Source organism: Candidatus Microthrix subdominans (assembly GCA_016719385.1).
In the GTDB taxonomy this organism is placed as follows: Bacteria; Actinomycetota; Acidimicrobiia; order Acidimicrobiales; family Microtrichaceae; genus Microthrix; species Microthrix subdominans.
Window position 1 is genome coordinate 196,846 of sequence record JADJZA010000001.1, and the last position, 23,711, is coordinate 220,556.

27 protein-coding genes, 4 tRNA genes and 1 pseudogene are annotated in these 23,711 nt (G+C 65.6%); 16 read left to right on the forward strand and 16 right to left on the reverse strand.

Annotation, left to right across the window (positions count from 1 at the left end; translation table 11 throughout):
- Window positions 1–21: 21 nt before the first annotated feature.
- The gene (locus tag IPN02_00970; GenBank protein MBK9295456.1) at window positions 22–510 is read right to left on the reverse strand and encodes a YajQ family cyclic di-GMP-binding protein; all 489 of its coding nucleotides are present in this window, start codon (window positions 508–510) and stop codon (window positions 22–24) included.
- Window positions 511–648: 138 nt separating this feature from the next.
- On the opposite strand from IPN02_00970, the gene IPN02_00975 reads away from it, so the two are divergent.
- Window positions 649–733, forward strand: a tRNA-Tyr gene (locus tag IPN02_00975).
- A gap of 45 nt (window positions 734–778) precedes the next feature.
- Here IPN02_00975 and IPN02_00980 read toward each other — a convergent pair.
- From IPN02_00980 to IPN02_00995, 4 genes are all read right to left on the reverse strand, one after another.
- Window positions 779–1,291, reverse strand: coding sequence for an N-acetyltransferase (locus IPN02_00980; protein ID MBK9295457.1), 513 nt, complete (start codon window positions 1,289–1,291; stop codon window positions 779–781).
- 67 nt (window positions 1,292–1,358) lie between these two features.
- Window positions 1,359–2,048, reverse strand: coding sequence for a hypothetical protein (locus tag IPN02_00985; GenBank protein MBK9295458.1), 690 nt, complete (start codon window positions 2,046–2,048; stop codon window positions 1,359–1,361).
- A gap of 143 nt (window positions 2,049–2,191) precedes the next feature.
- Window positions 2,192–2,683: a DUF1269 domain-containing protein gene (locus IPN02_00990; GenBank protein ID MBK9295459.1), complete on the reverse strand. Its 492-nt coding sequence runs from the start codon at window positions 2,681–2,683 to the stop codon at window positions 2,192–2,194.
- 132 nt (window positions 2,684–2,815) lie between these two features.
- Window positions 2,816–3,247 carry a hypothetical protein gene (locus IPN02_00995; protein ID MBK9295460.1) on the reverse strand — a complete coding sequence of 144 codons (432 nt, stop codon included), beginning with the start codon at window positions 3,245–3,247 and terminating at the stop codon, window positions 2,816–2,818.
- Window positions 3,248–3,507: 260 nt separating this feature from the next.
- On the opposite strand from IPN02_00995, the gene IPN02_01000 reads away from it, so the two are divergent.
- The 7 genes from IPN02_01000 (at window position 3,508) to IPN02_01030 (ending at window position 6,443) form a co-directional block, all read left to right on the forward strand.
- Window positions 3,508–3,580 (forward strand) — tRNA-Thr (locus IPN02_01000).
- Between the two features lie 66 nt (window positions 3,581–3,646).
- Window positions 3,647–3,723 (forward strand) — tRNA-Met (locus IPN02_01005).
- Between the two features lie 56 nt (window positions 3,724–3,779).
- Complete coding sequence (gene tuf, locus IPN02_01010) at window positions 3,780–4,967, forward strand: elongation factor Tu (GenBank protein MBK9295461.1); 1,188 nt, start codon at window positions 3,780–3,782, stop codon at window positions 4,965–4,967.
- An 11-nt stretch (window positions 4,968–4,978) separates the two neighbouring features.
- Entirely contained in the window at window positions 4,979–5,140 is a 162-nt protein-coding gene (gene rpmG, locus IPN02_01015; protein ID MBK9295462.1) for a 50S ribosomal protein L33, read from the forward strand.
- A 100-nt stretch (window positions 5,141–5,240) separates the two neighbouring features.
- Window positions 5,241–5,918, forward strand: a complete 678-nt coding sequence (locus IPN02_01020; protein ID MBK9295463.1) for an RNA polymerase sigma factor — start codon at window positions 5,241–5,243, stop codon at window positions 5,916–5,918.
- Window positions 5,908–6,276, forward strand: a complete 369-nt coding sequence (locus tag IPN02_01025; GenBank protein MBK9295464.1) for a hypothetical protein — start codon at window positions 5,908–5,910, stop codon at window positions 6,274–6,276. Before IPN02_01020 ends, IPN02_01025 begins: the two co-directional genes overlap by 11 nt.
- A 94-nt stretch (window positions 6,277–6,370) precedes the next feature.
- Window positions 6,371–6,443: transfer RNA gene (locus IPN02_01030), tRNA-Trp, on the forward strand.
- A gap of 394 nt (window positions 6,444–6,837) precedes the next feature.
- Here the strand turns inward: IPN02_01030 and IPN02_01035 are convergent.
- From IPN02_01035 to IPN02_01065, 7 genes are all read right to left on the reverse strand, one after another.
- Window positions 6,838–7,146 (reverse strand): XRE family transcriptional regulator, encoded by a 309-nt coding sequence (locus IPN02_01035; protein ID MBK9295465.1) that lies wholly within the window; start codon window positions 7,144–7,146, stop codon window positions 6,838–6,840.
- A gap of 3 nt (window positions 7,147–7,149) precedes the next feature.
- Window positions 7,150–7,392 carry a type II toxin-antitoxin system RelE/ParE family toxin gene (locus tag IPN02_01040; protein ID MBK9295466.1) on the reverse strand — a complete coding sequence of 81 codons (243 nt, stop codon included), beginning with the start codon at window positions 7,390–7,392 and terminating at the stop codon, window positions 7,150–7,152.
- A gap of 302 nt (window positions 7,393–7,694) precedes the next feature.
- Entirely contained in the window at window positions 7,695–9,185 is a 1,491-nt protein-coding gene (locus IPN02_01045; protein MBK9295467.1) for an extracellular solute-binding protein, read from the reverse strand.
- Window positions 9,186–9,200: 15 nt separating this feature from the next.
- Window positions 9,201–9,818, reverse strand: coding sequence for a carbohydrate ABC transporter permease (locus IPN02_01050; protein ID MBK9295468.1), 618 nt, complete (start codon window positions 9,816–9,818; stop codon window positions 9,201–9,203).
- Window positions 9,809–10,048, reverse strand: coding sequence for a hypothetical protein (locus IPN02_01055; GenBank protein MBK9295469.1), 240 nt, complete (start codon window positions 10,046–10,048; stop codon window positions 9,809–9,811). Before IPN02_01055 ends, IPN02_01050 begins: the two co-directional genes overlap by 10 nt.
- Window positions 10,038–10,904: a sugar ABC transporter permease gene (locus IPN02_01060; protein ID MBK9295470.1), complete on the reverse strand. Its 867-nt coding sequence runs from the start codon at window positions 10,902–10,904 to the stop codon at window positions 10,038–10,040. Before IPN02_01060 ends, IPN02_01055 begins: the two co-directional genes overlap by 11 nt.
- Window positions 10,901–12,001 carry an ABC transporter ATP-binding protein gene (locus tag IPN02_01065; protein ID MBK9295471.1) on the reverse strand — a complete coding sequence of 367 codons (1,101 nt, stop codon included), beginning with the start codon at window positions 11,999–12,001 and terminating at the stop codon, window positions 10,901–10,903. Before IPN02_01065 ends, IPN02_01060 begins: the two co-directional genes overlap by 4 nt.
- A gap of 72 nt (window positions 12,002–12,073) precedes the next feature.
- Here IPN02_01065 and IPN02_01070 point away from each other — a divergent pair, with 72 nt between their 5' ends.
- Window positions 12,074–13,387: a cation:proton antiporter gene (locus IPN02_01070; GenBank protein ID MBK9295472.1), complete on the forward strand. Its 1,314-nt coding sequence runs from the start codon at window positions 12,074–12,076 to the stop codon at window positions 13,385–13,387.
- Window positions 13,388–14,216: 829 nt separating this feature from the next.
- Here IPN02_01070 and IPN02_01075 read toward each other — a convergent pair.
- The 3 genes from IPN02_01075 to IPN02_01085 form a co-directional block, all read right to left on the reverse strand.
- Window positions 14,217–15,479, reverse strand: coding sequence for an MFS transporter (locus tag IPN02_01075; protein MBK9295473.1), 1,263 nt, complete (start codon window positions 15,477–15,479; stop codon window positions 14,217–14,219).
- On the reverse strand, window positions 15,469–15,945 hold the full coding sequence (locus IPN02_01080; protein ID MBK9295474.1) for a MarR family transcriptional regulator: 477 nt from the start codon (window positions 15,943–15,945) through the stop codon (window positions 15,469–15,471). Before IPN02_01080 ends, IPN02_01075 begins: the two co-directional genes overlap by 11 nt.
- 97 nt (window positions 15,946–16,042) lie before the next feature.
- The gene (locus tag IPN02_01085; GenBank protein MBK9295475.1) at window positions 16,043–16,435 is read right to left on the reverse strand and encodes a PPOX class F420-dependent oxidoreductase; all 393 of its coding nucleotides are present in this window, start codon (window positions 16,433–16,435) and stop codon (window positions 16,043–16,045) included.
- Between the two features lie 371 nt (window positions 16,436–16,806).
- On the opposite strand from IPN02_01085, the gene secE reads away from it, so the two are divergent.
- The 6 genes and pseudogenes from secE to rplL all read left to right on the forward strand — a co-directional run bounded on the left by secE (window position 16,807) and on the right by rplL (window position 20,951).
- Window positions 16,807–17,103: a preprotein translocase subunit SecE gene (secE, locus tag IPN02_01090; GenBank protein ID MBK9295476.1), complete on the forward strand. Its 297-nt coding sequence runs from the start codon at window positions 16,807–16,809 to the stop codon at window positions 17,101–17,103.
- Between the two features lie 76 nt (window positions 17,104–17,179).
- Window positions 17,180–18,037 (forward strand): transcription termination/antitermination protein NusG, encoded by an 858-nt coding sequence (gene nusG / locus IPN02_01095; GenBank protein ID MBK9295477.1) that lies wholly within the window; start codon window positions 17,180–17,182, stop codon window positions 18,035–18,037.
- Window positions 18,038–18,164: 127 nt separating this feature from the next.
- The gene (rplK, locus tag IPN02_01100; GenBank protein MBK9295478.1) at window positions 18,165–18,770 is read left to right on the forward strand and encodes a 50S ribosomal protein L11; all 606 of its coding nucleotides are present in this window, start codon (window positions 18,165–18,167) and stop codon (window positions 18,768–18,770) included.
- A 111-nt stretch (window positions 18,771–18,881) separates the two neighbouring features.
- Window positions 18,882–19,575 (forward strand): annotated as a pseudogene (locus IPN02_01105) (50S ribosomal protein L1).
- Window positions 19,576–19,851: 276 nt separating this feature from the next.
- Entirely contained in the window at window positions 19,852–20,571 is a 720-nt protein-coding gene (gene rplJ, locus IPN02_01110) for a 50S ribosomal protein L10 (protein MBK9295479.1), read from the forward strand.
- Window positions 20,572–20,573: 2 nt separating this feature from the next.
- A complete protein-coding gene (gene rplL, locus IPN02_01115; protein ID MBK9295480.1) occupies window positions 20,574–20,951 on the forward strand; it encodes a 50S ribosomal protein L7/L12 in 378 nt (125 codons plus the stop codon).
- Window positions 20,952–20,981: 30 nt separating this feature from the next.
- Here the strand turns inward: rplL and IPN02_01120 are convergent, their stop codons facing one another.
- Entirely contained in the window at window positions 20,982–22,640 is a 1,659-nt protein-coding gene (locus IPN02_01120) for a DUF2142 domain-containing protein (GenBank protein ID MBK9295481.1), read from the reverse strand.
- Between the two features lie 207 nt (window positions 22,641–22,847).
- On the opposite strand from IPN02_01120, the gene IPN02_01125 reads away from it, so the two are divergent.
- Window positions 22,848–23,543: a class I SAM-dependent methyltransferase gene (locus IPN02_01125; protein ID MBK9295482.1), complete on the forward strand. Its 696-nt coding sequence runs from the start codon at window positions 22,848–22,850 to the stop codon at window positions 23,541–23,543.
- Window positions 23,544–23,711: the final 168 nt, after the last annotated feature.

Here is a 23,711-nt window from a genome sequence, read left to right on the forward strand (position 1 = left end):
CCGTCACCGGCGGGCGGTAGCTCAGTCGCGGAAGTTGCCGGTGTCGATCGGGATGCCAAAGTCGTGGCCCTTCAGTTCGGTGATCACCGCCTGAAGCTGGTCGCGCTTCTTCGCCATCACCCGAACCTGCTCACCTTGTGTCTGGGTCTGTACGCCCTTCAGCCCGAGGCCCTTGATGAACTTGTTGACGTCGCGGGCCTTGTCGGAGTTGATGCCCGCCACCAGGGTGGCCACCTGACGAACGCTCCCGCCGGAAGCCGGCTCGATCTTGCCCCAATCGAGTGCCTTGAGCGACACCTTGCGACGGACCAGCTTCTCCTCGACCACCTGGCGGACGGCCCGCAAACGATCTTCGCTCATCGAGCGGATGGTGATCGTGCCCTCTCCGAGCTCCGCCGCAGAGCCGGTGTCCCGGAAGTCGAAGCGGGTCGACACCTCGCGGGCCGCCTGATCCATGGCGTTGGTGACCTCTTGGTGGTCGACCTCGGAGGAGATGTCAAAGCTGGGCATGTTGGGCCTTCCTGGGATGACGGTGGACGGAACCTTGGTGCAGTGTGCCGTGGCGCCGGCAGCTTGGCCAGCGCCACGGATGGGGAACGTTGTCGGGTGTGCCCCGAGCGGCGGCCCCCGCTATCGTGTCCGGGCTGAGGGTCGGTGCCCGAGTGGACAAAGGGAGCGGACTGTAACTCCGCCGGCTTAGCCTTCGTAGGTTCAAATCCTACCCGGCCCACCAGTTCAACAGGCCCGCCTCGGCGGGCCTGTTGCGCGCCCGGGGTCGTCAACTCTTGGGCGCCAGCATCCGTTGCATCAGCACCACGTCAAGCCAGCGGCCAAACTTGCGACCGACTTCTTGCTCCCGTCCGACGATGCTGAACCCCGCCCGTTCGTGGAGTGCGATCGAGGCCTGGTGTCCGCCGACGATCTTGGCCATCACCGTATGAAAGCCGTGGTCGGTGGCCAGCGCGACCAGCTCGGTCAGCAACGTCGACCCGATGCCTTCGCCCTGGTGGTCCCGGTGCACGTACACCGAGTCCTCACACGTCGTGGCGTAGCCGGCCCGCTCTCTGTACCGAGACAACGAACCAAACCCGACAACGACGGGCGTGCCGTCCTCGTTGTCGACCTCGGCGATGACCGCCGAGTACGCGCCGCGGCGCTCGGCCAGCCAGGCAGCTTGACCGTCGACCGTGCGGGGGATCAGGTCGAACGTAACCGTGGACGTCAGCACCTCGAGGTTGTAGATCTCGAGGATCGCCTCGGCATCTGCGGTGGTGGCGGAGCGGAGGCGCATTGCGGCGACGCTACGACGGTGGCCCACCCTCGGTGCAGTCGGCCCACCCCGGGCCGGGCGCAGGCGGCTAGATCTGGATCGGGTAGGTGGCGATGACGGCGACCGAGGCGATGAACAACACCACGGCCAAACCGAGCAGAGAGTGTTCGGTCCGCAGCGCTCGGACCTTGCCGGACAGGGCGGCCAACAGGATCACGCTGGCAAACAGCACCGACGTGAGTGTGTAGTTGTCGCCGTCCTCGTTGGCGGCTATCGCCGCCTTCGCCTTGGCTTCGGCCTGCTTCTCCAGTTCGTCGGCCCGGTCGCTGGCCGCCAGGACGTACTCGTTCATGTCGAACGGGCTGGAGGGGGCGTCAGCGTTCTCGAACGGCTTCGTCTTCAGCCAGGCATCGGTGGCGATCGCCAGGTGCTCAGGAAACCGGTCTTGGTAGAACTTGGCCAGTTCGGCATCTCCGTTGGCCGTGGCGTTGACAAACTGGGTGGACAACGAGACGTCGACGGTGAATTGCTGGTTGGCCTCGTCGCTGTTGCGGATCGACTCGGTACGCGCTGCGCCTGCCTCGGCGAAGTTGATCGCCATCACGCCGCCCCACTTGGTGGCCTCGAATGCCGACCAGGCAGTCATCACGGCGGTGAGCGCGATCAGCAGCACAGCGAACAGCTCGAGACGGTCCTTGTGGTCTTGGAGCCGCTCTTCGTCGGTCGTGCTGTCGTTGCGGCTGGTCATGTCGGGGGTTGAAGCGTCGGGTGAGGACATGGGCAAGTCTTTCGGGGGTGGGTGGGAACAACACCGGCCGGAGGCAGAGCCTCCGGCCGGTGTCATCATTTCACGCGTCGCGCCGGTACTTGTCCGTGGTGCCCCACCCGGGCAGCGAGCCCGGTGTGTCCGCGCTCGAAGCCTTAGTCCTCGTCAGCGAATGCGGAGCGCAGGGCTTCTTCCTGGTCCTTGGAGAGGTTGGTCTTCACCAGCTGGGCGTTGGTGCCGTCGAAGGCGTCCGAGACGCGATCGATGACGGCGTCCTGCGTCATCAGGAACAGCGCCGAAGTACCGGGAACGACCTGGCTCTTCACGGAGTCGATGAAGTCGTCGTCGATGCCGACATCTGCCATCGAGCCGCCGAGGGCTCCGGCGGCGGCGCCGATCGCCATACCCAACAGTGGTACGAGGAACAGCAGGCCGAACAGCCAACCCCAGAACGCGCCACCGAGTGCACCTGCGGCTGCGAGGTTGTTCGCCTGACGGGTCTTCGGCTTCTTCTTACCTTCCTCCCAGGTGACGATGGCGGCGTCGAGGACCGTGATGAGGTGCTCCTTGCTCAGGGCAACCAACTTCTCTTCGGCCTGCTGTGCGCCGGCCGGGTCATCGAACTTCCAAACGGTCAGTGTCGACATGTGTGCTCCTCGTCCTTGGGAAGACCGAATGTATCGGACAACGATGCCAATCGGCGTCGTTGGGAGCACGCTTTCTGAGCCGTTTCTTGGGGACCGGGTGTCGAGCGTGCGATCGACATGCGATGTGTCGGTTCAGCCGTCCAGGTCGCTGGCGGCAAGCACTGCATCGGCGACGGATCCAGGCACCCGAACATCGGCCCGCAGTTCGCCCCCGGAACTCACGATTGCCTGCGTGAACGGCTTGGCCCAAGTGTGTTCGAAGGCCAGCAGGGCGGCCGACGTGTTGGGTGTCATGTCGTTGGCCAAGTCGGCGACGTCGTCGTCGGACACCAAAGCGCCGGCCCGTTTCAGCACATCGACCAGCGACTTGGCGCCTTCGTCGTCGCTGAGGCCCTCCAGGCCCTCATGGGTCACCGAACCGTCGGCATCCTTGCGAATGAAGACTCCATCGATGACGGTGACCGTTCCCGCGTCGACCAAGCGTCTCAGCTCGGGCAGGATCTCCCCGGTGAACTCATTACCCTCGAAGACGACGACGATGACCTCGATCGGTCCGAAACCCATGATGACCCCCCCAGGTCGTGCCTGCTCCGAAGTGTTCGGACAGGTTGTCGGTCTCAAGTTCGTAGTCCCGAGCCAACTGAACTCAAGTTATCGGGACACGAACGGTTGTGCCATGGGCAAGCGCTGATCCTGCACTGCTGAGCGCCAGGCGAGTGCGTGTGGTGGGTCGCCCGCTGCCGAGGTTCCCGGCGCCCGATTGGTGAGCGCGCGGCGCTTCGATACACTGGCTCGTCGGTTCGCCGGGACTCCCAGCGCGCCATGCCTCCTTAGCTCAGTCGGCAGAGCGTTTCCATGGTAAGGAAAAGGTCGTCAGTTCGATTCTGACAGGGGGCTCTCCCAACCGGTCCGTCACTCTCGGGCCCTACCTACGGCGACCGGGACGTTCCCGGGAGTCACACCGGCGACGTAGCTCAGGTGGTTAGAGCGCTCGGCTCATAATCGAGAGGTCGTCGGTTCGACCCCGACCGTCGCCACCACAAACCCAAGCAACACCAACCACTCTCACCCCACAGGAATTAGGAGAACAGCCCTCATGGCCAAGGAGAAGTTCGAGCGGAACAAGCCTCATATGAACGTGGGGACGATGGGTCATATTGACCATGGGAAGACGACGTTGACTGCGGCGATTTCGCGGACGTTGGCTGATCGGGTGCCGGGTAATGAGGCGACGGCGTACGACAATATTGATAAGGCTCCGGAGGAGCGTGAGCGTGGGATCACGATCAATGTGTCGCATGTGGAGTATGTGACTGAGAATCGTCATTATGCGCATGTGGATATGCCGGGGCACGCGGATTATATCAAGAACATGATTACGGGTGCGGCGCAGGTGGATGGCGCGATTTTGGTGGTGTCGGCTGCTGATGGGCCGATGCCGCAGACGCGTGAGCATGTGTTGTTGGCTCGGCAGGTGGGTGTGCCGTCGATTGTGGTTGCCTTGAACAAGGTGGACATGGTTGATGATGAGGAGCTTCTTGAGCTGGTGGAGCTTGAGGTGCGTGAGCTTCTGTCCGAGTTTGAGTTCCCTGGTGATGATATTCCTGTGGTGCCGGTGTCTGCGTTGAAGGCGTTGGAGGGTGATGAGGCTGCTCAGGATCAGGTGATGGAGTTGATGGCGCAGGTGGATGCCTATATTCCTCAGCCGGAGCGTGATTTGGATCGTCCGTTCTTGATGCCGATCGAGGATGTGTTCTCGATTACGGGTCGTGGGACGGTGGTGACCGGGAAGATTGAGCAGGGTGCTGTTCATACTGGTGATGCGGTGGAGATTGTTGGTTTGAAGCCGACGACGAAGACGACGTGTACTGGTGTGGAGATGTTCCGGAAGCTGCTGGATGAGGGGCAGGCTGGGGACAATATTGGTGCGTTGCTTCGTGGTGTGGAGAAGGATGATGTGCAGCGGGGTCAGGTGTTGGCTGCTCCGGGTTCGATTACGCCGCATACTGATTTTGAGGGTCAGGTGTATGTGTTGACCAAGGATGAGGGTGGTCGGCATAAGCCGTTTTTCTCGGCGTATTCGCCGCAGTTTTATTTCCGGACGACGGATGTGACTGGGACGGTGACGTTGCCTGCTGATAAGGAGATGGTGATGCCTGGGGATAACACGTCGATGTCGGTGGAGTTGATTGCGCCGATCGCGATGGAGGAGGGCTTGCGGTTCGCTATTCGTGAGGGTGGTCGTACGGTGGGTGCGGGCCGGGTCACCAAAGTCATCAAGTAGAGGAACGAGCCATGGCATCTGACAAGCGAATCAAGGCGACGATGGAATGCACCGAGTGCAAGCGTCGCAACTACACCACCGTCAAGTCGAAGGTGAACACCCGGGAGCGTTTGGAACTGTCCAAGTTCTGCCCGTGGGATCGCAAGCACACCGTGCATCGCGAGACCCGCTGACCAACCGGTCACCCCGATGACCACGTACGACGGCAAGGCCGGGCGCCAAGCGTCCGGCCTTGCCGCGTCCCGCCATCGGAGCGGGCGTAACCTTGAGGCCGTGGCGCAAGTCGAACCAGCATCGACCACACCGGCCCCCTCGCTTCCAGACGCACCCGCCCGGAGGCGGCGCCCCGTCCGGGTCCGGCGCTCGCCCGACGGTCAGGCCGACGACCACCAGGTCGCAGCGTGGGTGGAGGCAGCGCAGGGGGGCGACCGCGAGGCGTTCCAGGAGTTGGTGGCCGCCAGCTACCGGGATGTGTTCACGTTGGCCCTGCGGCTGTGCCGCTCCGAGGACGACGCGCTCGACGTCACCCAGGAGGCCTACCTGCGGGCCTACCGCAGCCTGGACAAGTTCCGGGGGGATTCCAAGTTTTCCACGTGGATGTACCGCATCACGGCCAACTGCGCGTCGAGCTACCTGAAGAAGCGGTCGCGACATCGCCACGAGGAGTTGGACGAACACCGCGAGCCGGCCGACGCCGAGCCAAGCCGGGACCCGGTCGGCCGGGCCGAGAGCACCGAGCTTCGCGCTCGCCTCGACGAAGCATTGGGCACGCTGGCGCCCAAGCTGCGAGCGGTCGTGGTGCTTCGGGACATCTACGATCTGCCCCACGACGACATCGCCTCAGAGCTGGGCATTTCGGTGTCGGCCTCCAAGGTGCGCCTGCACCGGGCGCGACATCAACTGCGCGACGAGCTGCTGCCGGACATAGCGGTGGGCAGCCGTGATCTGTGAACGGATAGCCGACTCGTTGCCCGAAGCGGTCGATGGCACCGATGGGCTCGGTCCAGCCGAGCGTGCCCACGTCGAGACCTGCCTGCGCTGTCAGGCCGAGCTGGTGCAGTACCGCAAGCTGCTGCGGGCCATGCACACGCTGCGTACCGACGTGGTCGAGCCGGCGCCGGGTGTGCTCGCCGAGCTGCTGGCGTCGGTCGGCGAGGTGGGCGAACATCAGGCGATCCGCTCGCTGATCAACCGGCGCCGCGCCGCCTACGCCGGCGGCATCGCTGCTGCCACCGCAGCGGGCGTGACCGGAGCGGTCGTCATCGCCGTCCGCTCCCGTCGCTCTGGGCAGACCGCCGCATCGGCCTGAAGGCCGTCAGGCTGCCCCGGCGGAAACCCAGCTTCCGAACGCCGGCTTCCTCCGGTAGGCTGTCGCTTCACCGAAACCCTCGGGTATCGGGCGAAGGGCAGTAGCTCAATTGGCAGAGCACCGGTCTCCAAAACCGGCGGTTGGGGGTTCGACTCCCTCCTGCCCTGCAAGTCAAGTTCCTTTCGGGGGGATCTCGACCTGATCGTCGTCGAGTTGCACGAGTCTGGCGCGCTAACTGATCGCTGGTTCCAGCACCGCTAAGGCTCGGTTGAGCTGAGGTCCGTACAGCCCGGCGAGGAACTACGCATCCGACTTGGTGGCCGTCCGGCGCCATCAGCCACAAGGTAGAGCGGCATCCCACATGACCAGAGACCGCCAATAGCGCTCCGACACGTGCAACTCGCTGCCGTCAACTACGGCACATCCGATCGGCTGCACCCAGCGACGATGGAACCATTGCATGAACGCGAGCATCTGCCGAGGGGCGAGTCCCACCCGTGGTGTTAGCTCGGGGTCTGAGTCGTTGAGCCCGTCTCTGCCCAGGCTGTTGGATCGTTGTGGTCAGCTGGGTATGGCGATTCGTTCATCGTCGAACACTGCGACGAGTTCGAGGTGGCCTCCCATGCTTTCGACGACTGATCGCCAGGTGGACAGCAGGTTGTCGTCGGCGGTCTCCATGGCTGAGATCGACGCCTGTGCTCGTTGCAATCGTTCTGCCAGTTCCACTTGGGTGAGTGAGCGGTGGCGGCGAAGTTCGGACAGGTTGAACGCGACGGCATCGGCGCGAGCTTCTTCTTTGATGGCGTCGATGCGGGCTCGACGGTTCTCGTCGATCTCGCCGACGATGTCGGTGAATTTGCGGTGTCCCATGGCTTATCGTCCTTGTTCATCGCTGTCGAGGAGACCGAGGGCCTCAAGTTCGTCCAGGTAGTCCTTGTAGAGCTGTTCTGCTTCGGGGATTGCGGTTCGGTACCACGTGGCCCATTGACCGGTCTTGTCTCCGCCGACGAGGAGGATGGCTTGTCGACGTGGGTCGAAGATGAACAGGACCCGACAGTTTTTGGCGGCGCCTCGGGGCCGGAGTTCTTTGAGGTTGTGGTAGTTCGATCCTTTGATCCGGTCGGCGTGCGGCCGGTCGAGTTGGGTCCGTGCTCTGCTAGCAGCTCGACGATGGCGATCACGGCGTCTTGTTGGGGCTCAGCCAGGGTGGGTGTACCAGTTGGAGAACTCGTCGGTGCCGTTGATCTCCCAAGTCACGCGACCGGTATAGGGTCGACTCGATATAGATTCCAACCTATGGCTATGGCACGGTCGAAGGTGCGGCACGGGGCCGATCCTTGTTGGGGCGACCGGGTGCCGCCACAAGGTCGTCGATTTGCCCGCTCGATGTCGCTGTTCGTAACGGGTCCGGTCGAGACCTATCCGCTGGCCTCGACGTCCTCGTTGTAGGACTCCAGGGCTGCGGTGATGGTGGCGTCGGCCTCCTTGACGGCCTCGTCGACGGGCTCGCCATCCAGCAGTACCTGGTCCATGCACTTCTTGATGGCCTGACGCACCTGGTCGTAGGGCCCGATGACCGGGCCGGGGAAGTCGGTGTTGATGCCGGCCAGCACCTCGTAGGCCACCTTCTGCCAGCGGCCGCCCAGCGACGACGTCCAGGCCTCCTGCAGCCTGGGGTCCTCGGCTGCGGCCTTGCTGACCGGGGCCGTCGAGCCATCGACACCCCACTGCACCTGGGAGTCGATGGAGTTGAGGAACTTCATGAAGTCCCACGCAGCTGCCTGTTGCTCGTCGGGCACCGTGTTGGTCATGTACCAGACCTGCCCGCCCACCTGACCCCGGCCTGCCTCCTCGACACCGGGATAGGGACCTACCCCGATGTCCAGGTCGAGTTGCAGGCCGGGCGGAAGCTCAACACCGAGATCCGCTTTGAGGTCCTCGGCCGCCACCGTGCCCTCGATGACTCCGGCCACGGTCGATGCCGCCGCCGAGGAGTCGACGACGAACGACGACTGGCGGCCTGCCATGGCCAGCAGGTGATCGGCATTGGCCTCGGCGCCGGGCGTGACGTCGAGCAGGCCCTCCGTCTTCGCCTCCTGGAGCGTGGTGAGGATGTTGCGTGTGACCGGATTGTCGAACTTCGACTCGGTGGCCCAGGTGCCGCTTCGGCCGTTGTCCTCGTTCACCAGTTCCTGCCCGGCGCCGGACAGCCACCATTCCAGCAGAAACGCCTGCGCCTTGAACACCATCGGCCTGTCCACCCCGGGGACGTTGGCCGCCTTGATGGCGCGGGCCGCGATGATCATCTCGTCAATGGTCTCCGGCGGGTCGTCGGGGTCGAGACCAGCCGCCTGGAAGTGCTCCCGGTTGAGGTAGATCAGCGCCGTGTAGGTGGTGAACGCCGCCGGCCACAGCTGATCGTCGATGGTGTAGGAAGCGGGGACGATCGGCAGGAAGTCCTCCCGGATCTTCTCCGCCGCAGGGTCGGCCTCGAAGCACGCCTCGGCCGGGAGGAAGAGGCCGCTGTCGGCGATCCAACGGGTTTTGGTGTCGTCGGGCACCACCAGGGCGGGAAGGGAACGGTCGGGGGCGGCCTGTTCGATCTTGCGGTGCAGCTCCTGGGGGCCGACACCCTGGCTTTCCACGGTGACCTTCACCTGGTCCTGGGAGGAATTGTACTGATCGGCCAGGGATTCGAGCGTGCGCTTGGCGAGCGCGACGTAGCTGTGCCACACCGTGATCTCCACCGGGCCGTCCGCCTGCTCAAGTGCCTCGACGGGACAGGTCACCTCGCCACCATCTGCCGATGACGTCGCGTCGGATCCGCCGCACGAAGCGGCGACCATGACGGCCGTCAGCACCGCAGCGATGCCCCGGCGATACCGCCTGGTCGTTCCTGATCGTTGCACTTGGTTCCTCCTGGGTCAGCCCTTCACCGCTCCGGCGGTGAGGCCTCGAATGATCTGTCGCTGGAACACCACCAGAAGCGCCAGGATGGGAAGCGAGGCAATGATCGCCGCCGCCACCCCCACGTTGAAGCGCTCCGGTCGTTGCACGCTGATGCTTCGCAGCGTCACCTGGATGGTCTCCCAGCGTTCCTGGGTGGTTGCCGTCCTGGGCCACAGGTACTGGTTCCAGGCGGCGAGGGCCGTGATCAGCGTGAACGAGGCGATAATCGGCCGGTTCACCGGGATGGCGACGCGCCGCAGGAAAGCGAAGTGCCCGAACCCGTCGATCCGCGCCGCATCGCGCAGTTCGGAGGGGACCCCGAGGAACCCCTGGCGGATCAGGAAGATGCCGAAGGCCGAGGCCAGGAACGGTGCGCTGAGGCCTTGAGCCGAGTCGAGCCACCCGAGCTCTCGGATGGTGCGCACGTTGGCGATCAGGGTGACCTCGACGGGCAGCAGCAGCGAGGCGAGCAACACGACGAACAGCGTGTTCTTGAAGGGGAAACGCACAAAGGCGAACGAGTAGGCGGCCAGCACGGAGGTCACCAGCTGGAACACGGTGATGATGGCGGTGACCAGGAGCGTCAAGGCCATCGACCGTCCCAGGTCGCCATCGGACCCGCGGTCGAGAAGACCCCCCAGTCGATGGAGACCGGGTAGAGCGGCTGGCCCTCCTCGATGTAGATGAAGGGCTCGGAGAGGGCGCGCACGATGGTCATCCACACGGGGAACAAGATGATGAGCGACAACCCCGTCAGCAGCAGATACCAGCCCGCCACGGACACCCGCGTGCGGCGACGGGTCGCCGAGGACTCATTCGCCATAGTGAACCCGCCGGTTGAGGATCGTGAGCTGGATCAGGGTCACGATAAACGTGAGGCCGAACAGGCCAAGCGCCATCACCGAACCCTCGCTGATGAGGCTTGGTCCCTGGCGGTTGAAGATCTTGAACACCAGCGTTTCGGTGCTGCCGGCGGGGTCCCCGTTGGTGAGGATCTCCATCGGGGCGAAGGCCTGGAAGCCGAAGATCATCAGCACCACGACCAGAAACAACAGGGTGGGTGAGATCAGCGGAAGCGTCACCTTGAACAGCCGGCGGACCGGCCCGAAGCCGTCCAGCTGCGCGGCCTCCATGAGCTGGTCGGGTACCGCCTGGAGGCCGGCCAGCACGATCACGAAGGTCAGGCCGATGTTCTGCCAGATGGAGGTGAGCGAGACACCCCGCAGGGCACTGTCCGACTTCGACAGATCGATGAAACTCACCTGGCCGAACTTGCCGATCTTCGGATTGACCAGGCCGAAGAACACCACCGCTGCGACCGCTACCGAGGTGGCCACCGTCGAGGCGAAGATGGCCTGAAACGCCTTGATGCCCCGCAGCCGCCGGTGCGCCACGAGGGCCAGCAGCAAGCCCAACACCAGGCCCGTCGGTACCGTGTAGATGAGGTACTTGACCGTGATCCACAGTCCGTCCCGGAACTCCTCTCCTCCGAGCACGTCGGTGATGTTGGACGGGCCGACGTATACCTCGCCGGTCCCAAACCGGTTGGGCCGGTACAGCGAGAAGCGCACCAGGCGGTACAGCGGGTAGTAGGCGAACACGCCCAGGAGCGCGAAGGCGGGCAGCAGGAGCGAGTATCCGAACAGGGCCTCACGCAGTGCCGACTTACGTCGCCTCATGCCAGACGTCCCCCGCTCTCGGCTTCGAAGATGTGGAGCTGTCCCGGATCCGGCCGGAGCCGCATCGAGGTCCCCACCTCCACGATCGGCACGTCGCTGGACGCCCGGACGATGAGCAGCTGGTTGGCCACCTCGCAGATGACGTGCTGTTCGTGACCCAGCATTTCCACATTGCGCACGACCGCGTCGAGCGGGCCGTCCGCGTCGATGCGGAGGTGCTCGGGCCGGACCCCAACGACGATTCGCTGGTCGGCCGACACCGGCACGTCAGGCGGTAGTGGCAGCGCCACATCACCCACCCGGGCCACGTACCCTTCGCCGACCTGGCCCACCGTGGCGTCGAGCGTGTTCATGGGGGGACTGCCGATGAAGCGGGCCACGAAGAGGTTGGCCGGACGCTGGTAGACCTCCTGGGGGCGCCCCACCTGTTGCAGCCGGCCCTCGACGAGGATGGCGATGCGGCTGGCCATGGTCATGGCCTCAACCTGGTCGTGGGTGACGTAGACGAAGGTGGTCTCCAGCCGACGCCACAGTTCGACGAGCTCGAGACGCGTCTGGGTTCGCAGCTTGGCGTCCAAGTTGGAAAGCGGCTCGTCCATGAGGAACACGCGTGGACGACGCACAATGGCGCGCGCCAGCGCAACCCGTTGGCGTTGCCCTCCCGAGAGGGCAGCCGGCTTGCGGTCCAGATAGTCACCAAGGTCGAGCGTGGCCGCGGTTTCGACCACCCTCGACCGGCGCTCGGCGGCGTCGAGCCGACGGGGTGTGCCACCGTCCACCGAGACATGCCGGCTCAGGAGTGGCGCTTCGATGTTCTTGAAGACGGTCATGTGCGGATAGAGCGCGTAGCTCTGGAAGACCATGGCGATGTCGCGGTCTCCCGGATCGACTCCGTTCACCACCTCCTCGCCGATGCTCACCGTTCCGCTGGTCGGCTCGTCGAGCCCCGCGATCATGCGCAGCGCCGTCGACTTGCCACAGCCGGAGGGGCCCAACAGCACGAGCAGCTCGCGGTCTTCGATGTCGAGTGTCAGGTCATCGACCGCAACGACGTCACCGAAGCGTTTCGTGACCTCGTGGAATGAAATACCGGCCATGACCCTCCCCTTGAGGCCGGGAGACTACCAACAGCGGCCATATCGCACCGGCGGTCGCCAGTAGTCTCAGGTATGCCCCTGGTTGCGGTAGCGCCGCTGCCGCCTCTGGACGAGCACTCCCTGTTGGTGCTGTGGTGTCAGATCCTGGTCGTCTTGTTCTTCGCCCGGGCTGGTGGTTACGCCGCCCGCCGCATCGGCATGCCGCGGGTGATCGGCGAATTGCTCGCCGGCGTCGTGCTGGGGCCGTCGCTGTTTGGACACCTCTGGCCGACGGGGTTCGCCTGGCTGTTCCCTGCCAGCGAGCGCCAGGCGGGTCTGCTGCTGGGCCTGGCTTGGGTCGGCATCGTCTTTTTGCTCGGTACGACGGGTGCCGAGGTCGACCTGTCGACGATCAGAAGCCAAGGCCGGGCGGCGATCTTCGTGACCGTCGGGAGTCTGGGCATGCCGCTGGTGGTGGGGGCGGTGGTCGGCTCGCTGCTGCCGGACTTCTTTGTGGGCGCCGGCGCGGCGCGGGCCGTCTTCTTGATGTTCTTCGCCGTGGCGTTCGCCATCTCGTCGCTCCCGGTCGCCGCCCGCATCCTGAGTGATCTGGGGCTGATCGACCGTCCCTTCGCCCAGGTCGCGCTCGGCGTCGCCACCGTCAACGACATCGTGGGCTGGCTGCTGCTCGGGGTAGTGGTGGGTATCGCCGAGTCGGGCTCCTTCGAGCTGGCCCCGCTGGTGACCGCGGTCGCGGCGGTGACCGTGACCGGGGTGGTGGTGATCCGTTACGGGCCTGGGGCCCTCGATCGCATATCGCTGGCGGTCGAGCGACGCTCAGGCGGGCCCGCCGCCGAGATCAGCCTGGTGGCGTTGACGCTGGTGGCGGTGGGAACGATCACCCAGGCGGTTGGCATCGAGGTGGTGATCGGTGCGTTCATCGCCGGCATCGCCATTGGGGGCAGCCGACTGGCGCGCAGCGAGGGCTTTCAAGCGATGGAGTGGGCCACCAACGGCATCTTCGCACCCCTGTTCTTCGCCGTGGCGGGCATTCGTGTCGACCTGACCCAGCTCGCCGACCCCGAGGTGGCGTTGTGGGCGATCGTCGTCACCTTGGCCGCAACCGCCGCCAAGGTGGTCGGCTCCTACGCGGGCGGACGGGCGGGTGGCGTCGACCGGCGTGACTCCCTCGGGTTGGGCGCCTCGCTCAATGCCCGCGGCGCCCTCGAGATCGTCGTCGCCACCGTCGGGCTGTCCCTCGGCGTGATCGACACCCGCGCCTACACGGTGATCGTCGTGATGGCTCTGGTCACCACCGCCCTCACCGGGCCGGTGCTGAAGCGCCTCTACCCGGATGCTCCGCAACGTGACGTGACGCAACCTCCGATCGAGCCCTCGCAGCGCTAGCCGGTGGCTGACGGGTTATCGCCGCCGCCCTTGCGTCGAGCGCTAACAAGCCTCCACCTGCATCAGCCTGGCTGCAGCCTGGGCAGCTTCCGAGTTCATTCCGTATGACTCAATAAGCCTCATCTCGGTGTCACAGGTTGGGGCCCTGACCCTGCCCACGGCCGTCCAACCATTCGGTCCGGCGATGAAGACTGCCTGGCCGAAGTCGGGATTCCCCAAATCGTCCCGAGATTGGCTTACAAAGCCCGTGGCGACGCCGTTGTCGCACACCGCGTCTGTCAACTCGTACGGGCCCAACTCGAGGGGGAAGTCGCCGTCGAAGCGTTGATTCCACACGTTGGCCAGAGTCGCAGCGTCACAACTTGGACTCCCATTGCTTGGGCCGATATCGGCCTCGGGCGCCGGGCTCGCCTGGTCGTCGACCGTCGGTAGCGATGGTGCGTTGGTCGTCGGCGGGGCGCTGACCGTGGCAACGATGGTCGAGCTGGGGGAGGGGATCGATGTCTTTGGTGTCGTCGTTGCGTCGATGCTGGTCGCTGAGGCAGGGGCTGCCGTCACGGTGAAGTTTGGCTCGCGTGCTGAGTCGGGCCCGCCACAGGCCGCAGCGAACAGACAAGCGCTGAACCCACAGGCCAACTTGATTCCCAAAAGCCGTCTCCCGAGCACGCCCCGGCCCCTCACTTGTGTTGGGCACGTCAAACAGGTCGATCATAGTGAACAGGCTGGTGATGCCGGGTTGGTAAGACAGCCGAGCAATTGCAGAGTCGTCGACAAGCTTGGCGCTGCGTGCCGGATGACCACCGGCGGCGGAGGGACCGACCCTGGCCGCTTAAGCCGATGCGTTGTCGGCGGCGATCAGGCGCGTCGATGCGATCAGACCGAACGCAGCTGCGGCCAGGGCTCCCAGGCCGCCGATGACGACCGGCGCCCTCGCACCGACAGCATCGGCCAGCATCCCCAGGATGGGCCCGCCGATCGGGGTGGTGCCGATCAGGAGCACCATCTGAACGGCGAGCACGCGGCCGAGCATCTGGCGGTCGGTGCGCAACTGGGCGATCGCCGTGGTGGCGGTCATGTAGGCGATGCTGGTGCCGCCGACGAACACGGCGATCACGACGGCTACCGGCACGTTGGGCGCTGCGGACAACACGATCAGGCCCACCCCCAATGCGGCGGCGTTGGTCCCGACCGTGCGGGGTGTGATCGTGTGGAGCCGGGCGACGATCAACGCCCCGATCAGGCCGCCGGCACTGAACGCCGAGTACAGCAAGGTGTAGGCCCCGTCGCTCCCGTTCAGGCCCTTCACGACGAACAGCGGCAGCACGACGCTGTAGTTGTAGCTGAGGATCCCAATGACCAGCAGCATGGAGAACGTGATCCACAGTTCGGGGACGCTGCCGATGTAGCGCAGCCCGGCCCGTACCTGTCCGGCACCCCTCGGGGTGACGGGCGCCGGGCGCAGCTCGGCGGGACGCATCAGCACCAGCGAGCTGATCACGGCCACGTAGGAGATGGCGTCGATCGTGAACGCCCAGCCGTAGCCGACGCTGACGATCAGTACGCCGGCGAGGGTTGGTCCCAGGATGCGGGCCAGGCTGTTCATGGCGCTGTAGAGCGACACTGCGTTGGACACGTCCTCGAGGGGCACCATCTCGTTGACGAACGAGCGACGCACCGGGTTGTCCATCGCCAGCAACAACCCGCCGACGACGGCGACACCGTAGAAGGCAAGCAACGGCGCCTCGTCCATAAACGCCAGCGCACCGAGGGCGAAGGACTCACACATCGCCAGCGACTGCGTGATCAGCAGCAGGTTGCGCTTGTTGGAACGGTCAGCGACCACCCCCGCCCAGGCTGACAGCAACAGGACGGGTCCAAACTGGCAGGCAGACAATGCACCGACCGCCAGGCCGCTGTCGGTGCGCCGCAGGATGAGAAGCGTCAGCGCAACCATCGTCAACCAGTTGCCCACCTGGGACACGGTCTGACCGAAGAAGAACAGCCGGTAGTTGCGCGAGCTGAGCGAGGCGAGGGTGCGTCGCCGCTCCGGTGCTGCGGACGACGGGGCGCCTATCGGGTCCTCACGTGCCATCGGGGGATCGTCCGGCCTCGCCCTGGGCATGGTTGCGGAGCGTCCGGGTGAGGCGCTCCAGCTCGGCGACGTCGCGTTCGCCGAGCAGGCCGTGGATGAATCGATCCCGGGCGTCGGCGAGGGGCCCCTCGAGCTGTGACAACAACTCTTCGCCCGCGAGGGCGAGCACGATCAGCGTCGAGCGGCCATCGCTCGGGTGGGCGCAGCGTTCGATCAGGCCTCGGCGTTCGGCCTCTTCGAGGCACCTGGTGATGTGGCTGGGCACCATCGACAGTCCTCGGGCCAGGTCGGTCGGCCGTGCGCGTTGTTGAGGGCTGCGGGCCAGCCGAACCAGCAGGTCGACGACCGAACGGTCGACCGGCACGATCCGCTCCGTGACCTCGGCGAAGCGTTGATCGAGCGCCAGGTAGGCCTCTTTGAGCAGGCCGAAGGTGTCCCAACGGGTATCGCTGAACGGAGGAGCCATGACGACGAGACGCTACCAACGGTGGCAGCCTTCCGGTGGGGGGCGCAGCTCTGGGTGTTGGTGTTCGTCTGCGGCCCTGATCCGCAGGGCCGAGGTCTCAGATGCCGTTCTTGTGAACGTGGTCGACGCCGATGCGCACGATCACCCGCTCGGAGCCGATCGGGTTGGCGTAGTCGGCGCCGGTGTACTTCTGGGCCAGCTCGTCGATGTTTGCCCGGGCGACGTCGCCGGTCTCGGTTTCGACCACGCGGCCTCGGGCCTCGACGTAGCGATAGGGGTTGTCGGCGTCGAACACGGTGATCGTCACCCGGGGGTCGCCCTCGACGTTGCGGTACTTCTGGCGTCCCGTCTCGGTGTTGATGAACACGTGCTCGTCGTCGGCGTGCACCCACATCAGCTGGGTTTGGGGCTGCCCGTCGGGCATGAGCGTCGTCAGCGCAGCGAAGTTCTTTGCTTGGGCCATCGTCTTGAGGTCTGCGTCGAGTGTCATGAGTGCCAGGGTAACGATGAGTTCGGGGGAGCGGAACGCCCGCTGGGCGCAGTCGGGTCGACGAGTACGACAGCTGTCGCTGAGGAGGTGCCCCACGGTCGGCCGGAGCGCCTATGGTGGTGCGTTCGCTCCGGGTTGCGTCGCCGAGTCTCGCCGCTCGGGTAGGTACACATCGGGTTCGGCTGAGTAGAATCGTCAGCCGTCTTCAAAAGCGGTGGCCGGAACCCGAACCGAGCTGCTGAGCAGGGTCCCGACGTGAACCGACAGCACTCAACCCCCTTGTTTCGCCGGAGGGTGAACCGATGGCAATGAACCGTGAGCAAAAGCGCGCCATGCAGCGGGCAGGACAAGTCGACGCCGAGGGATCGCCGATGGCGCGCGACCGGCGTCAGCCTGCCAAGACCGTCCGCAAGGAGGAGCGCACTTCGCCCACGCAGTTCTTCAAGGAGGTGCGCAGCGAGCTCCGCAAGGTGGCATGGCCCACCCGTGAGGAGCTGATCCGATACTCGATCATCGTCCTGGTCGCCATCGTGGCGCTGACGATCTTCGTCACCGTCCTCGACTGGATCTTTCTGAAGTTCGTGCAGGATTTCCTCTTCGACAGCGGCGTCGACGCGACTCCCGCCGCCGGGCTGATCTCGGCCGCTTCGTCTCTCCCCGGGCTGTGATCCATCCAGCACCGCTTGCCTGCACCCGATCGTGCCCGCAGGAACCGCACCCATCGATCCCCAGCCAGGAAAACACATGACTGATATCGAACCCACCGCCGCTACCGACCCGGTCGACGACGCCCCAGAGGCACCCGACACGGCCGTCGATGCTCCCACCGAAGCATCTGACGCTGCGGAGCAGGCTGACGCTGCGGAGCAGGTTGATACTGCGGAGCAGGTTGATACCGCGGAGCAGGTTGACGCCGACGTGGATGCTTCCACCGACGAGGATGCCGCCAGCGAAGGGTCCGCTTCCGACGAGGCGGGCGTCGAGCCTGGCCCCGAGGTGCTCGACGAGGACGCACTGCTCGAAGAGGGCGCTGCCCCCGAGCCGGAGATCAGCCCCTTCAACAAGCCGGGTAAGTGGTACGTGCTGCACACGCAGTCCGGCTACGAGAACAAGGTGAAGAAGAACCTTGAGGCCCGCGCTCTGTCGATGAACATGGAGGAGCGGATCTACGAGGTCGTCATCCCCGTTGAGGACGTCAGCGAAATCCGCCAGGGCAAAAAGGTGGTCGTCCAGAAGAAGATGTTCCCCGGTTACCTGCTGGTGCGCACCCGCTTGAACGACGATGCCTGGTACGTCGTGCGCAACACTCCCGGTGTCACCGGGTTTGTCGGCGCAGGCAACAAGCCCTCGGCCTTGCCCCGCAAGGAGGTGGAGAAGTTCCTCCAGGTGAAGAAGGACGACGAGGACGCCCCCAAGCGCACCCGGCCCCGCATGGAGTACGAAATCAACGAGACCGTGCGCGTCAAGCAGGGTCCGTTCGCCGATTTCTCCGGCGAAATCGTCGAGATCAACGCCGATCAGCTGAAGCTGAAGGTGCTGGTCAACATCTTCGGCCGGGAGACCCCGGTCGAGCTGGAATTCTCCCAGGTGGCCAAGCTGTAGGGCCCCACCTTGCCGTGTGGGCTGTTCGCAGCGCACACTGGTCCCTTGTGCCTGCGTCGCCCCGGGCCTACTCCGGGCGACAGATTCCCCCCGCAACGTCGAGTTATCGCACCACACGAGAGAGCACATCATGGCAAAGAAGAAGGTCTCGGCAGTCGTCAAGATCCAGATCCCGGCCGGCCAGGCATCGCCTGCGCCGCCGGTTGGTACCGCCCTGGGCCCCCACGGCATCGCCATCATGGACTTCACGAAGGCCTACAACGCCCAGACGGAGAGCCAGCGAGGCACGATCGTGCCCGTTGAGATCACCATCTTCGAGGACCGGTCGTTCACGTTCGTCCTCAAGACCCCGCCCGCCGCAGTGCTGATCCGCGCCGCCGCCGGGTTGGAGAAGGGCAGCCAGCTGCCCGGGCGCGGTGCCGTCGGCGAGATCACCGAAGCTCAGTTGGCCGAGATCGCCACGACCAAGATGCCCGACCTGAACACAAAAGACCTCGAGCAGGCCAAGCAGCAGGTCGCCGGTACCGCCAGGTCGATGGGCATCCGCGTGCTGTGGGACGACCAAAAGGGCGAGGAGCTGGCGCCGTTGCTTGACGCCGATGCCCAGGAGGCCATGATGGCCGCCCAGGAAGCGCTGCAGGCCGCCGAAGAGGCGCCGAGTGGCGGGATGGCCGAAGCGGCCGCCGACGCGATTGCTGGGGACGCCGAGGAGTCGGCCGACTCCGAAGGCTGACCTTCGCAGCGGCCCGGGCGCTCATCCGGGACGCTCAATATTCGACCCGTCGGGGGAGTACCTCGCCCCGGGGACGACATCCATATCCACATCTAACGAGAGGCAGCCATCATGGCGAAAGGCAAGAAGTACCGCGACGCAGCACGTCGCTACGACCGCGAAATGTTCCACGGCCCGCGCGAGGCGCTGGAGCTGGTGAAGTCGCTGGCGACGAAGAACTTCGACGAGAGCATCGACCTGGTGGTTCGCCTTGGGGTCGACCCCCGTAAGGCCGACCAGATGGTGCGCGGCACGGTGTCGCTCCCGTCCGGCTCGGGCAAGAACGTCCGCGTTGCGGTCTTCGCCGAGGGCGAGCAGGCCGAAGCAGCGCGCTGCGGGTGCCGATTTCGTGGGCGGCGAGGAGCTGGCCGCCGAGATCCAGGGCGGCATGATGGATTTCGACCTCACCATCGCCACCCCCGACATGATGCCGACCGTCGGCAAGCTGGGCCGTGTGCTGGGCCCCCGAGGCCTGATGCCCAACCCGAAGACCGGCACGGTGACCCCCGACGTGGCCACCGCTGTTGGCGAGTTCAAGGGCGGCAAGGTCGAGTACCGCACCGACCGGCACGGCAACGTGGCTGTCCCGATCGGCAAGGCGAGCTTCGAGCCCGACGCGCTGGACGCCAACCTGGCGGCCGTCATGGGCGAGATCGTTCGCGCCAAGCCGTCGGCGTCCAAGGGCAAGTACCTGAAGAAGGTCGCCCTGTCCTCCACGATGGGCCCCAGCGTCCGCGTGGACACCGGAGCGTACGACACCAAGTAGCAGCGTTTCGGCGCAGGCCGGCGGTTCCGCTAGCCTTGCCCCTTCAAGATCAGATCGCCTGAGACCTTCGGTGAACTTCCCGGCCCTGGCCGGAAAGCTCGTAATCAGCCCCGGCTTGCCGAACTAGGCGGACTCCTCAGATCTGGTGACACTTCCGTGCCACCTCCTCCTGTTCGGGTGTCCGCTTGCGGGCACCCGTTTCGCGTTGGGAACGCCATGCGGGTGAGATCTTCAACCCCATCACCAACCACCGAGACAACGAGAGGAGGTGTGAGCGTGACAGACAATCCTGAACATCCAGAAGCAGCCGAGCACGAAGCCGAGGCCGACGCCAAGGAACCCAGGCCCGAAAAAGTGGCCGTGGTGACCGAGGTCAAGGAGCGGATGAGTGAGGCAGAAGCCGTGATCCTCACCGAGTATCGCGGCCTGTCGGTCAAGGAACTGCAGAGCCTTCGGGCTTCGCTGACCGAGGCCGGCGCCGTCTACAAGGTGTACAAGAACACCTTGGTTCGACGGGCAGCGGACGAATTGGACTGGGATCTGGCCGACCTGCTGGTCGGTCCGACAGCGATGGCCTTTGTGGCCAGCGATGTCGGTTCAGCCGCCAAGGCGCTCACCGAATTTGCCAAGGGTCAGCCATTGCTGGTCCTCAAGGGCGGAGTCATGGGCGGCGACGTCCTCGACGACCAGGCCGTCAAGGCGCTGGCCGACCTGCCCTCCGGCCCGGAGATTTACTCCAAGCTGGCGGCCGGCATCAACGGCACGGCCCGCGGGCTGGCAGCCGGGATTCATGGAACGCACCGTTCCCTGGCCTACGTGCTGCAGGCGGCGATTGACGGCGGAGTCTTCGCCGACGACGTCGCTGCGACCGCTGAGCCCACCACCGAGGCGGCACCCGCCGCCGACGCGCCCGAGGCACCCGCCGACGACGCAACCCCAGACACGAACACCGAAGCACCCGCCGCCGACGCGGCGGAAAGCACTGAGGAGAGCTGAGCATGAGCAAAGTTGACGACATCCTGGAAGAAATCTCGAACCTGTCGCTGGTCGAGGCCTACGAGCTGGTCAAGGCGATCGAAGAGAAGTTCGAGGTGACCGCAGCCGCACCCGTGGCCGCCATGGCCGCCGCTCCCGGCGCCGGTGGCGCCGAGGCCGAGGAAGAGAAGGACGAGTTTGATGTCGTCCTGACCGGCGCAGGCGACAAGAAGATTCAGGTCATCAAGGAGGTGCGTGGGCTCACCAGCCTGGGCCTCAAGGAGGCCAAGGATCTGGTGGAGGCCGCCCCGAAGCCCGTCCTCGAGGGCGTGCCCAAGGACGAGGCCGAGAAGGCCAAGGAGGCCCTTGAGGCCGCTGGCGCCACCGTGGAGCTCAAGTAAGCACGGAGCTTGAGCTGCGGCGCAGCTCGATCACGAGGCCGGTTTGCTGGTCTCGCGATGAGCGGTCAGGCGAAGAGCTATGTGATCGACACCGCCTCCCAGCGTTTCGCTGGGAGGCGGTGTCGCGTCCGAGCGTCCGATCCCCCAGGCCAACGCTCCCAGGGCGCCCACGTAGACGACGAGGAGCACCGGGAAGGTGAGCGGTGGGCTCCAGCGGGGATCGACGAGCAGGTTCCACCAACTCAGCGAAGCGCCTCCTTTGGCCCCGTGGTGGCGGGCAACGCTCAGGAACCCGATGGCGTGGACGGTGAGGAACACGTTCAGCGCAACTCGGACGGCGGTTGTCGAGGTCTCGGGTTGGCGGAGCAATGATCCGAGGTCGCCCGGCCTCACCGGGTCTCTGGTGATCTGTGCCGACGTTTCGATGCCTCGGTCATCGGCGTTCCGGCGAGGCGAGGAACAGGTGGCGACCAAGAAGGCGCCCAGCAGCAGCGGTAGGGCGTAGCGACCCTGCCAGAAGAACCCGATGGGGGGCAGGCTGAGCCCCTCCGCCGTCACCGAAATCGTCAGGCCCCCGATCAGTGTCAGGCCGGCGATGATCGCCGCCCTCGGCGTGCAACGCCACACTCCGACGGCGAAGACGACGAGCAGGGTCACCACCCATGCCCAAACGGCGAGTTCGGGTAACGCGCTGTCGTTCTGGCCAAACACGCCGACCGATTGGCGCAGGTAGAAGGGCAGATAGCTGACGGCGGTGGCCCAGCCCGATCCTGGGCGGTCGGGGAGCGGGAAGTCGCGCTGGATCGTCCAGAGCCAGGCGGCTGAGGCGACGGTCATCGCCCCGGCCCCGACCGCCCAACCCCACACGTCGACCCGTCGAGCGAGGTGCACCATCCTGGATCTGCCGGCCATCGCCGAGAGCAGGACGAGCAGCAGCACGGCGAAGACGGGGCCGAGTCCTCGCGCCCCGATGAGGACGATGAGGGCCATGCCGAACCTGGCGACCTCCCGGCGGGTGAACTCGACGTCGCTTCGCGCAAGGAGCATGCCCGTGGCCCAGACTCCGAGGGCGGCGGCGATCTCGACGGCGCTCGGGTTGGTCGAGGCCGACAGATACATCGTCATCGGGGTCACGGTGCCGAACAGCGCCAGCCATGCCAAGCGGGACCGTTGGCTTCGGCGAACCGAGACCGTCGCAGAGGCCAGCAGCGCCGTTGTGGCGACCACACCAATGAGCCGCATGAGGTACGCGCCGGCAGCCCCGGAGTCGATCAGCGTCGGCAGCCCGACCAGAGCATAAAAGAAGGGCTGGCCCCTGTATTGACCGGTGTTGGCGCCAACGATCCGGTCTGACCCGCCAAACGGGGGACAGTCTGAGGGTGGGAGCTTCATTCCCTCCTGGGGGACTCCCTCCACCAAATCGCCGAGGAAGCAGCGCTCCACCTCGTCGGCCCGTCGATAGCTTTCTGGAACCTTCACCTCGACCAGCAACGGGGAGAGCGAGGTTTCGTTCCCCGTCAGTTGGCCGCGCACCACAGCTGCGGCCCGCCTGGCCTGGTAGACCTCATCGGGGCCGGTCATCAACGGCGTCGCCAGCACCCACGCCACCCCCGCCAACGTCAACAGGCCGAAGGTTCGCCACCACGTGTGGCGCTCGGCGGGCCGCCGGGGGGGTTCGGTCGTGCTCATCGAATCATGTCCGAACCTTGGGGCGATCTCGCTGCGGGGAGTTCAAACGGCTCCCGCAGGCTAGGGCATCGAACCTGAAGGGCTTTGTGACCGAACCAGGAGGGCTGTGCGATCGGATGGGCCGGGCCGCTAGCTTCCTGGAGTCCGCAATCGCTCAGCCAGGTGTACTGGCAGGATCCGGTGACCCTCCATGGCCCTGGCCGACCGATGAACCTCGCCGCGTTGCGCTCGACGATCGCCTCCTACCGGGGCGCGCCTCCGGTGACCCGAGCCTTCGTCGTCGCTCGTTTCCTGGTGGCGCCAGTCGGCCCGCTCGATGCCGAGCTGCGCGGACGCGGCGGGCGGGTGCTGTCGCTGGGCAGCGGGCTGTGCATGCTGGAGCGCTATCTGGCCGAGACCAACCCCAACCTGGAGTTCGTCGGTATCGACCTCGACGAGGCCAAGGTGGACCTGATCGCCAGCACTCAGGAGCGCAGCCCCCGGGTCACGCTGCGACGAGGTGACGCCACGGCGATCGACGAGCCGGCCGTGTACGACACGGTGCTGATCTGCGACGCCCTGCACCACTTCCCGGCGGAGAGCCATGCTCGGGTGGCCCAGGCGGTTGCGGCGGCGCTCGTTCCCGGTGGGCAGGCGTTGGTCAAGGACCTGGACGTGGCCCCCCGCTGGAAATACCACTGGAACCGGCTGCACGACCGGCTGGTCGCCGGCCCCGAACCGATCCACTGCCGCCCGGTCGGGGAGATGGCCCAGATCTTTGAGGCCGCCGGGCTGGTCGTCGAAGAACAGCGACGGCTTGACCATGCTCTGGCCCCGTATGCCCACTACCTCATCCGTCTGCGCCGCCCCGACGAGCCGTCGGGGGAGAACAAATTGGCACAAACCGTTGACGATCCGGCCTGATCTTCCTATCCTGCAGCGCAACCTCGTGGTCGACTGAGATCCGAGTCTGTGCTCATCGTGGAGTTTTCTGCGGATCGCGCCTTGTGGGCTGCCCCTGGGGAGTCCTAGACTCTCTTAGCCGTGCCAGCGCCCGTTCTTCCCCCTGGATCCATCCCCGGGGACCTTGCG

Bases quoted from the DNA above. Each gene is read 5' to 3' on its own strand.
- IPN02_01085 (MBK9295475.1), bottom strand. From the start codon at position 16,435: ATGACACTCGACGCAGACCTCAAGACGATGGCCCAAGCAAAGAACTTC.
- secE (MBK9295476.1), top strand. From the start codon at position 16,807: ATGGCGCGCGACCGGCGTCAGCCTGCCAAGACCGTCCGCAAGGAGGAG.
- nusG (MBK9295477.1), top strand. From the start codon at position 17,180: ATGACTGATATCGAACCCACCGCCGCTACCGACCCGGTCGACGACGCC.
- IPN02_00985 (MBK9295458.1), bottom strand. From the start codon at position 2,048: ATGTCCTCACCCGACGCTTCAACCCCCGACATGACCAGCCGCAACGAC.
- IPN02_00995 (MBK9295460.1), bottom strand. From the start codon at position 3,247: ATGGGTTTCGGACCGATCGAGGTCATCGTCGTCGTCTTCGAGGGTAAT.
- IPN02_01080 (MBK9295474.1), bottom strand. From the start codon at position 15,945: ATGGCTCCTCCGTTCAGCGATACCCGTTGGGACACCTTCGGCCTGCTC.
- IPN02_00990 (MBK9295459.1), bottom strand. From the start codon at position 2,683: ATGTCGACACTGACCGTTTGGAAGTTCGATGACCCGGCCGGCGCACAG.
- IPN02_01075 (MBK9295473.1), bottom strand. From the start codon at position 15,479: ATGGCACGTGAGGACCCGATAGGCGCCCCGTCGTCCGCAGCACCGGAG.
- IPN02_01050 (MBK9295468.1), bottom strand. From the start codon at position 9,818: ATGGCCTTGACGCTCCTGGTCACCGCCATCATCACCGTGTTCCAGCTG.
- tuf (MBK9295461.1), top strand. From the start codon at position 3,780: ATGGCCAAGGAGAAGTTCGAGCGGAACAAGCCTCATATGAACGTGGGG.
- IPN02_00980 (MBK9295457.1), bottom strand. From the start codon at position 1,291: ATGCGCCTCCGCTCCGCCACCACCGCAGATGCCGAGGCGATCCTCGAG.
- rpmG (MBK9295462.1), top strand. From the start codon at position 4,979: ATGGCATCTGACAAGCGAATCAAGGCGACGATGGAATGCACCGAGTGC.
- IPN02_01070 (MBK9295472.1), top strand. From the start codon at position 12,074: ATGCCCCTGGTTGCGGTAGCGCCGCTGCCGCCTCTGGACGAGCACTCC.
- IPN02_01060 (MBK9295470.1), bottom strand. From the start codon at position 10,904: ATGAGGCGACGTAAGTCGGCACTGCGTGAGGCCCTGTTCGGATACTCG.
- IPN02_01120 (MBK9295481.1), bottom strand. From the start codon at position 22,640: ATGAGCACGACCGAACCCCCCCGGCGGCCCGCCGAGCGCCACACGTGG.
- rplL (MBK9295480.1), top strand. From the start codon at position 20,574: ATGAGCAAAGTTGACGACATCCTGGAAGAAATCTCGAACCTGTCGCTG.
- IPN02_01055 (MBK9295469.1), bottom strand. From the start codon at position 10,048: ATGGCGAATGAGTCCTCGGCGACCCGTCGCCGCACGCGGGTGTCCGTG.
- IPN02_00970 (MBK9295456.1), bottom strand. From the start codon at position 510: ATGCCCAGCTTTGACATCTCCTCCGAGGTCGACCACCAAGAGGTCACC.
- IPN02_01065 (MBK9295471.1), bottom strand. From the start codon at position 12,001: ATGGCCGGTATTTCATTCCACGAGGTCACGAAACGCTTCGGTGACGTC.
- IPN02_01035 (MBK9295465.1), bottom strand. From the start codon at position 7,146: ATGGGACACCGCAAATTCACCGACATCGTCGGCGAGATCGACGAGAAC.
- IPN02_01125 (MBK9295482.1), top strand. From the start codon at position 22,848: ATGAACCTCGCCGCGTTGCGCTCGACGATCGCCTCCTACCGGGGCGCG.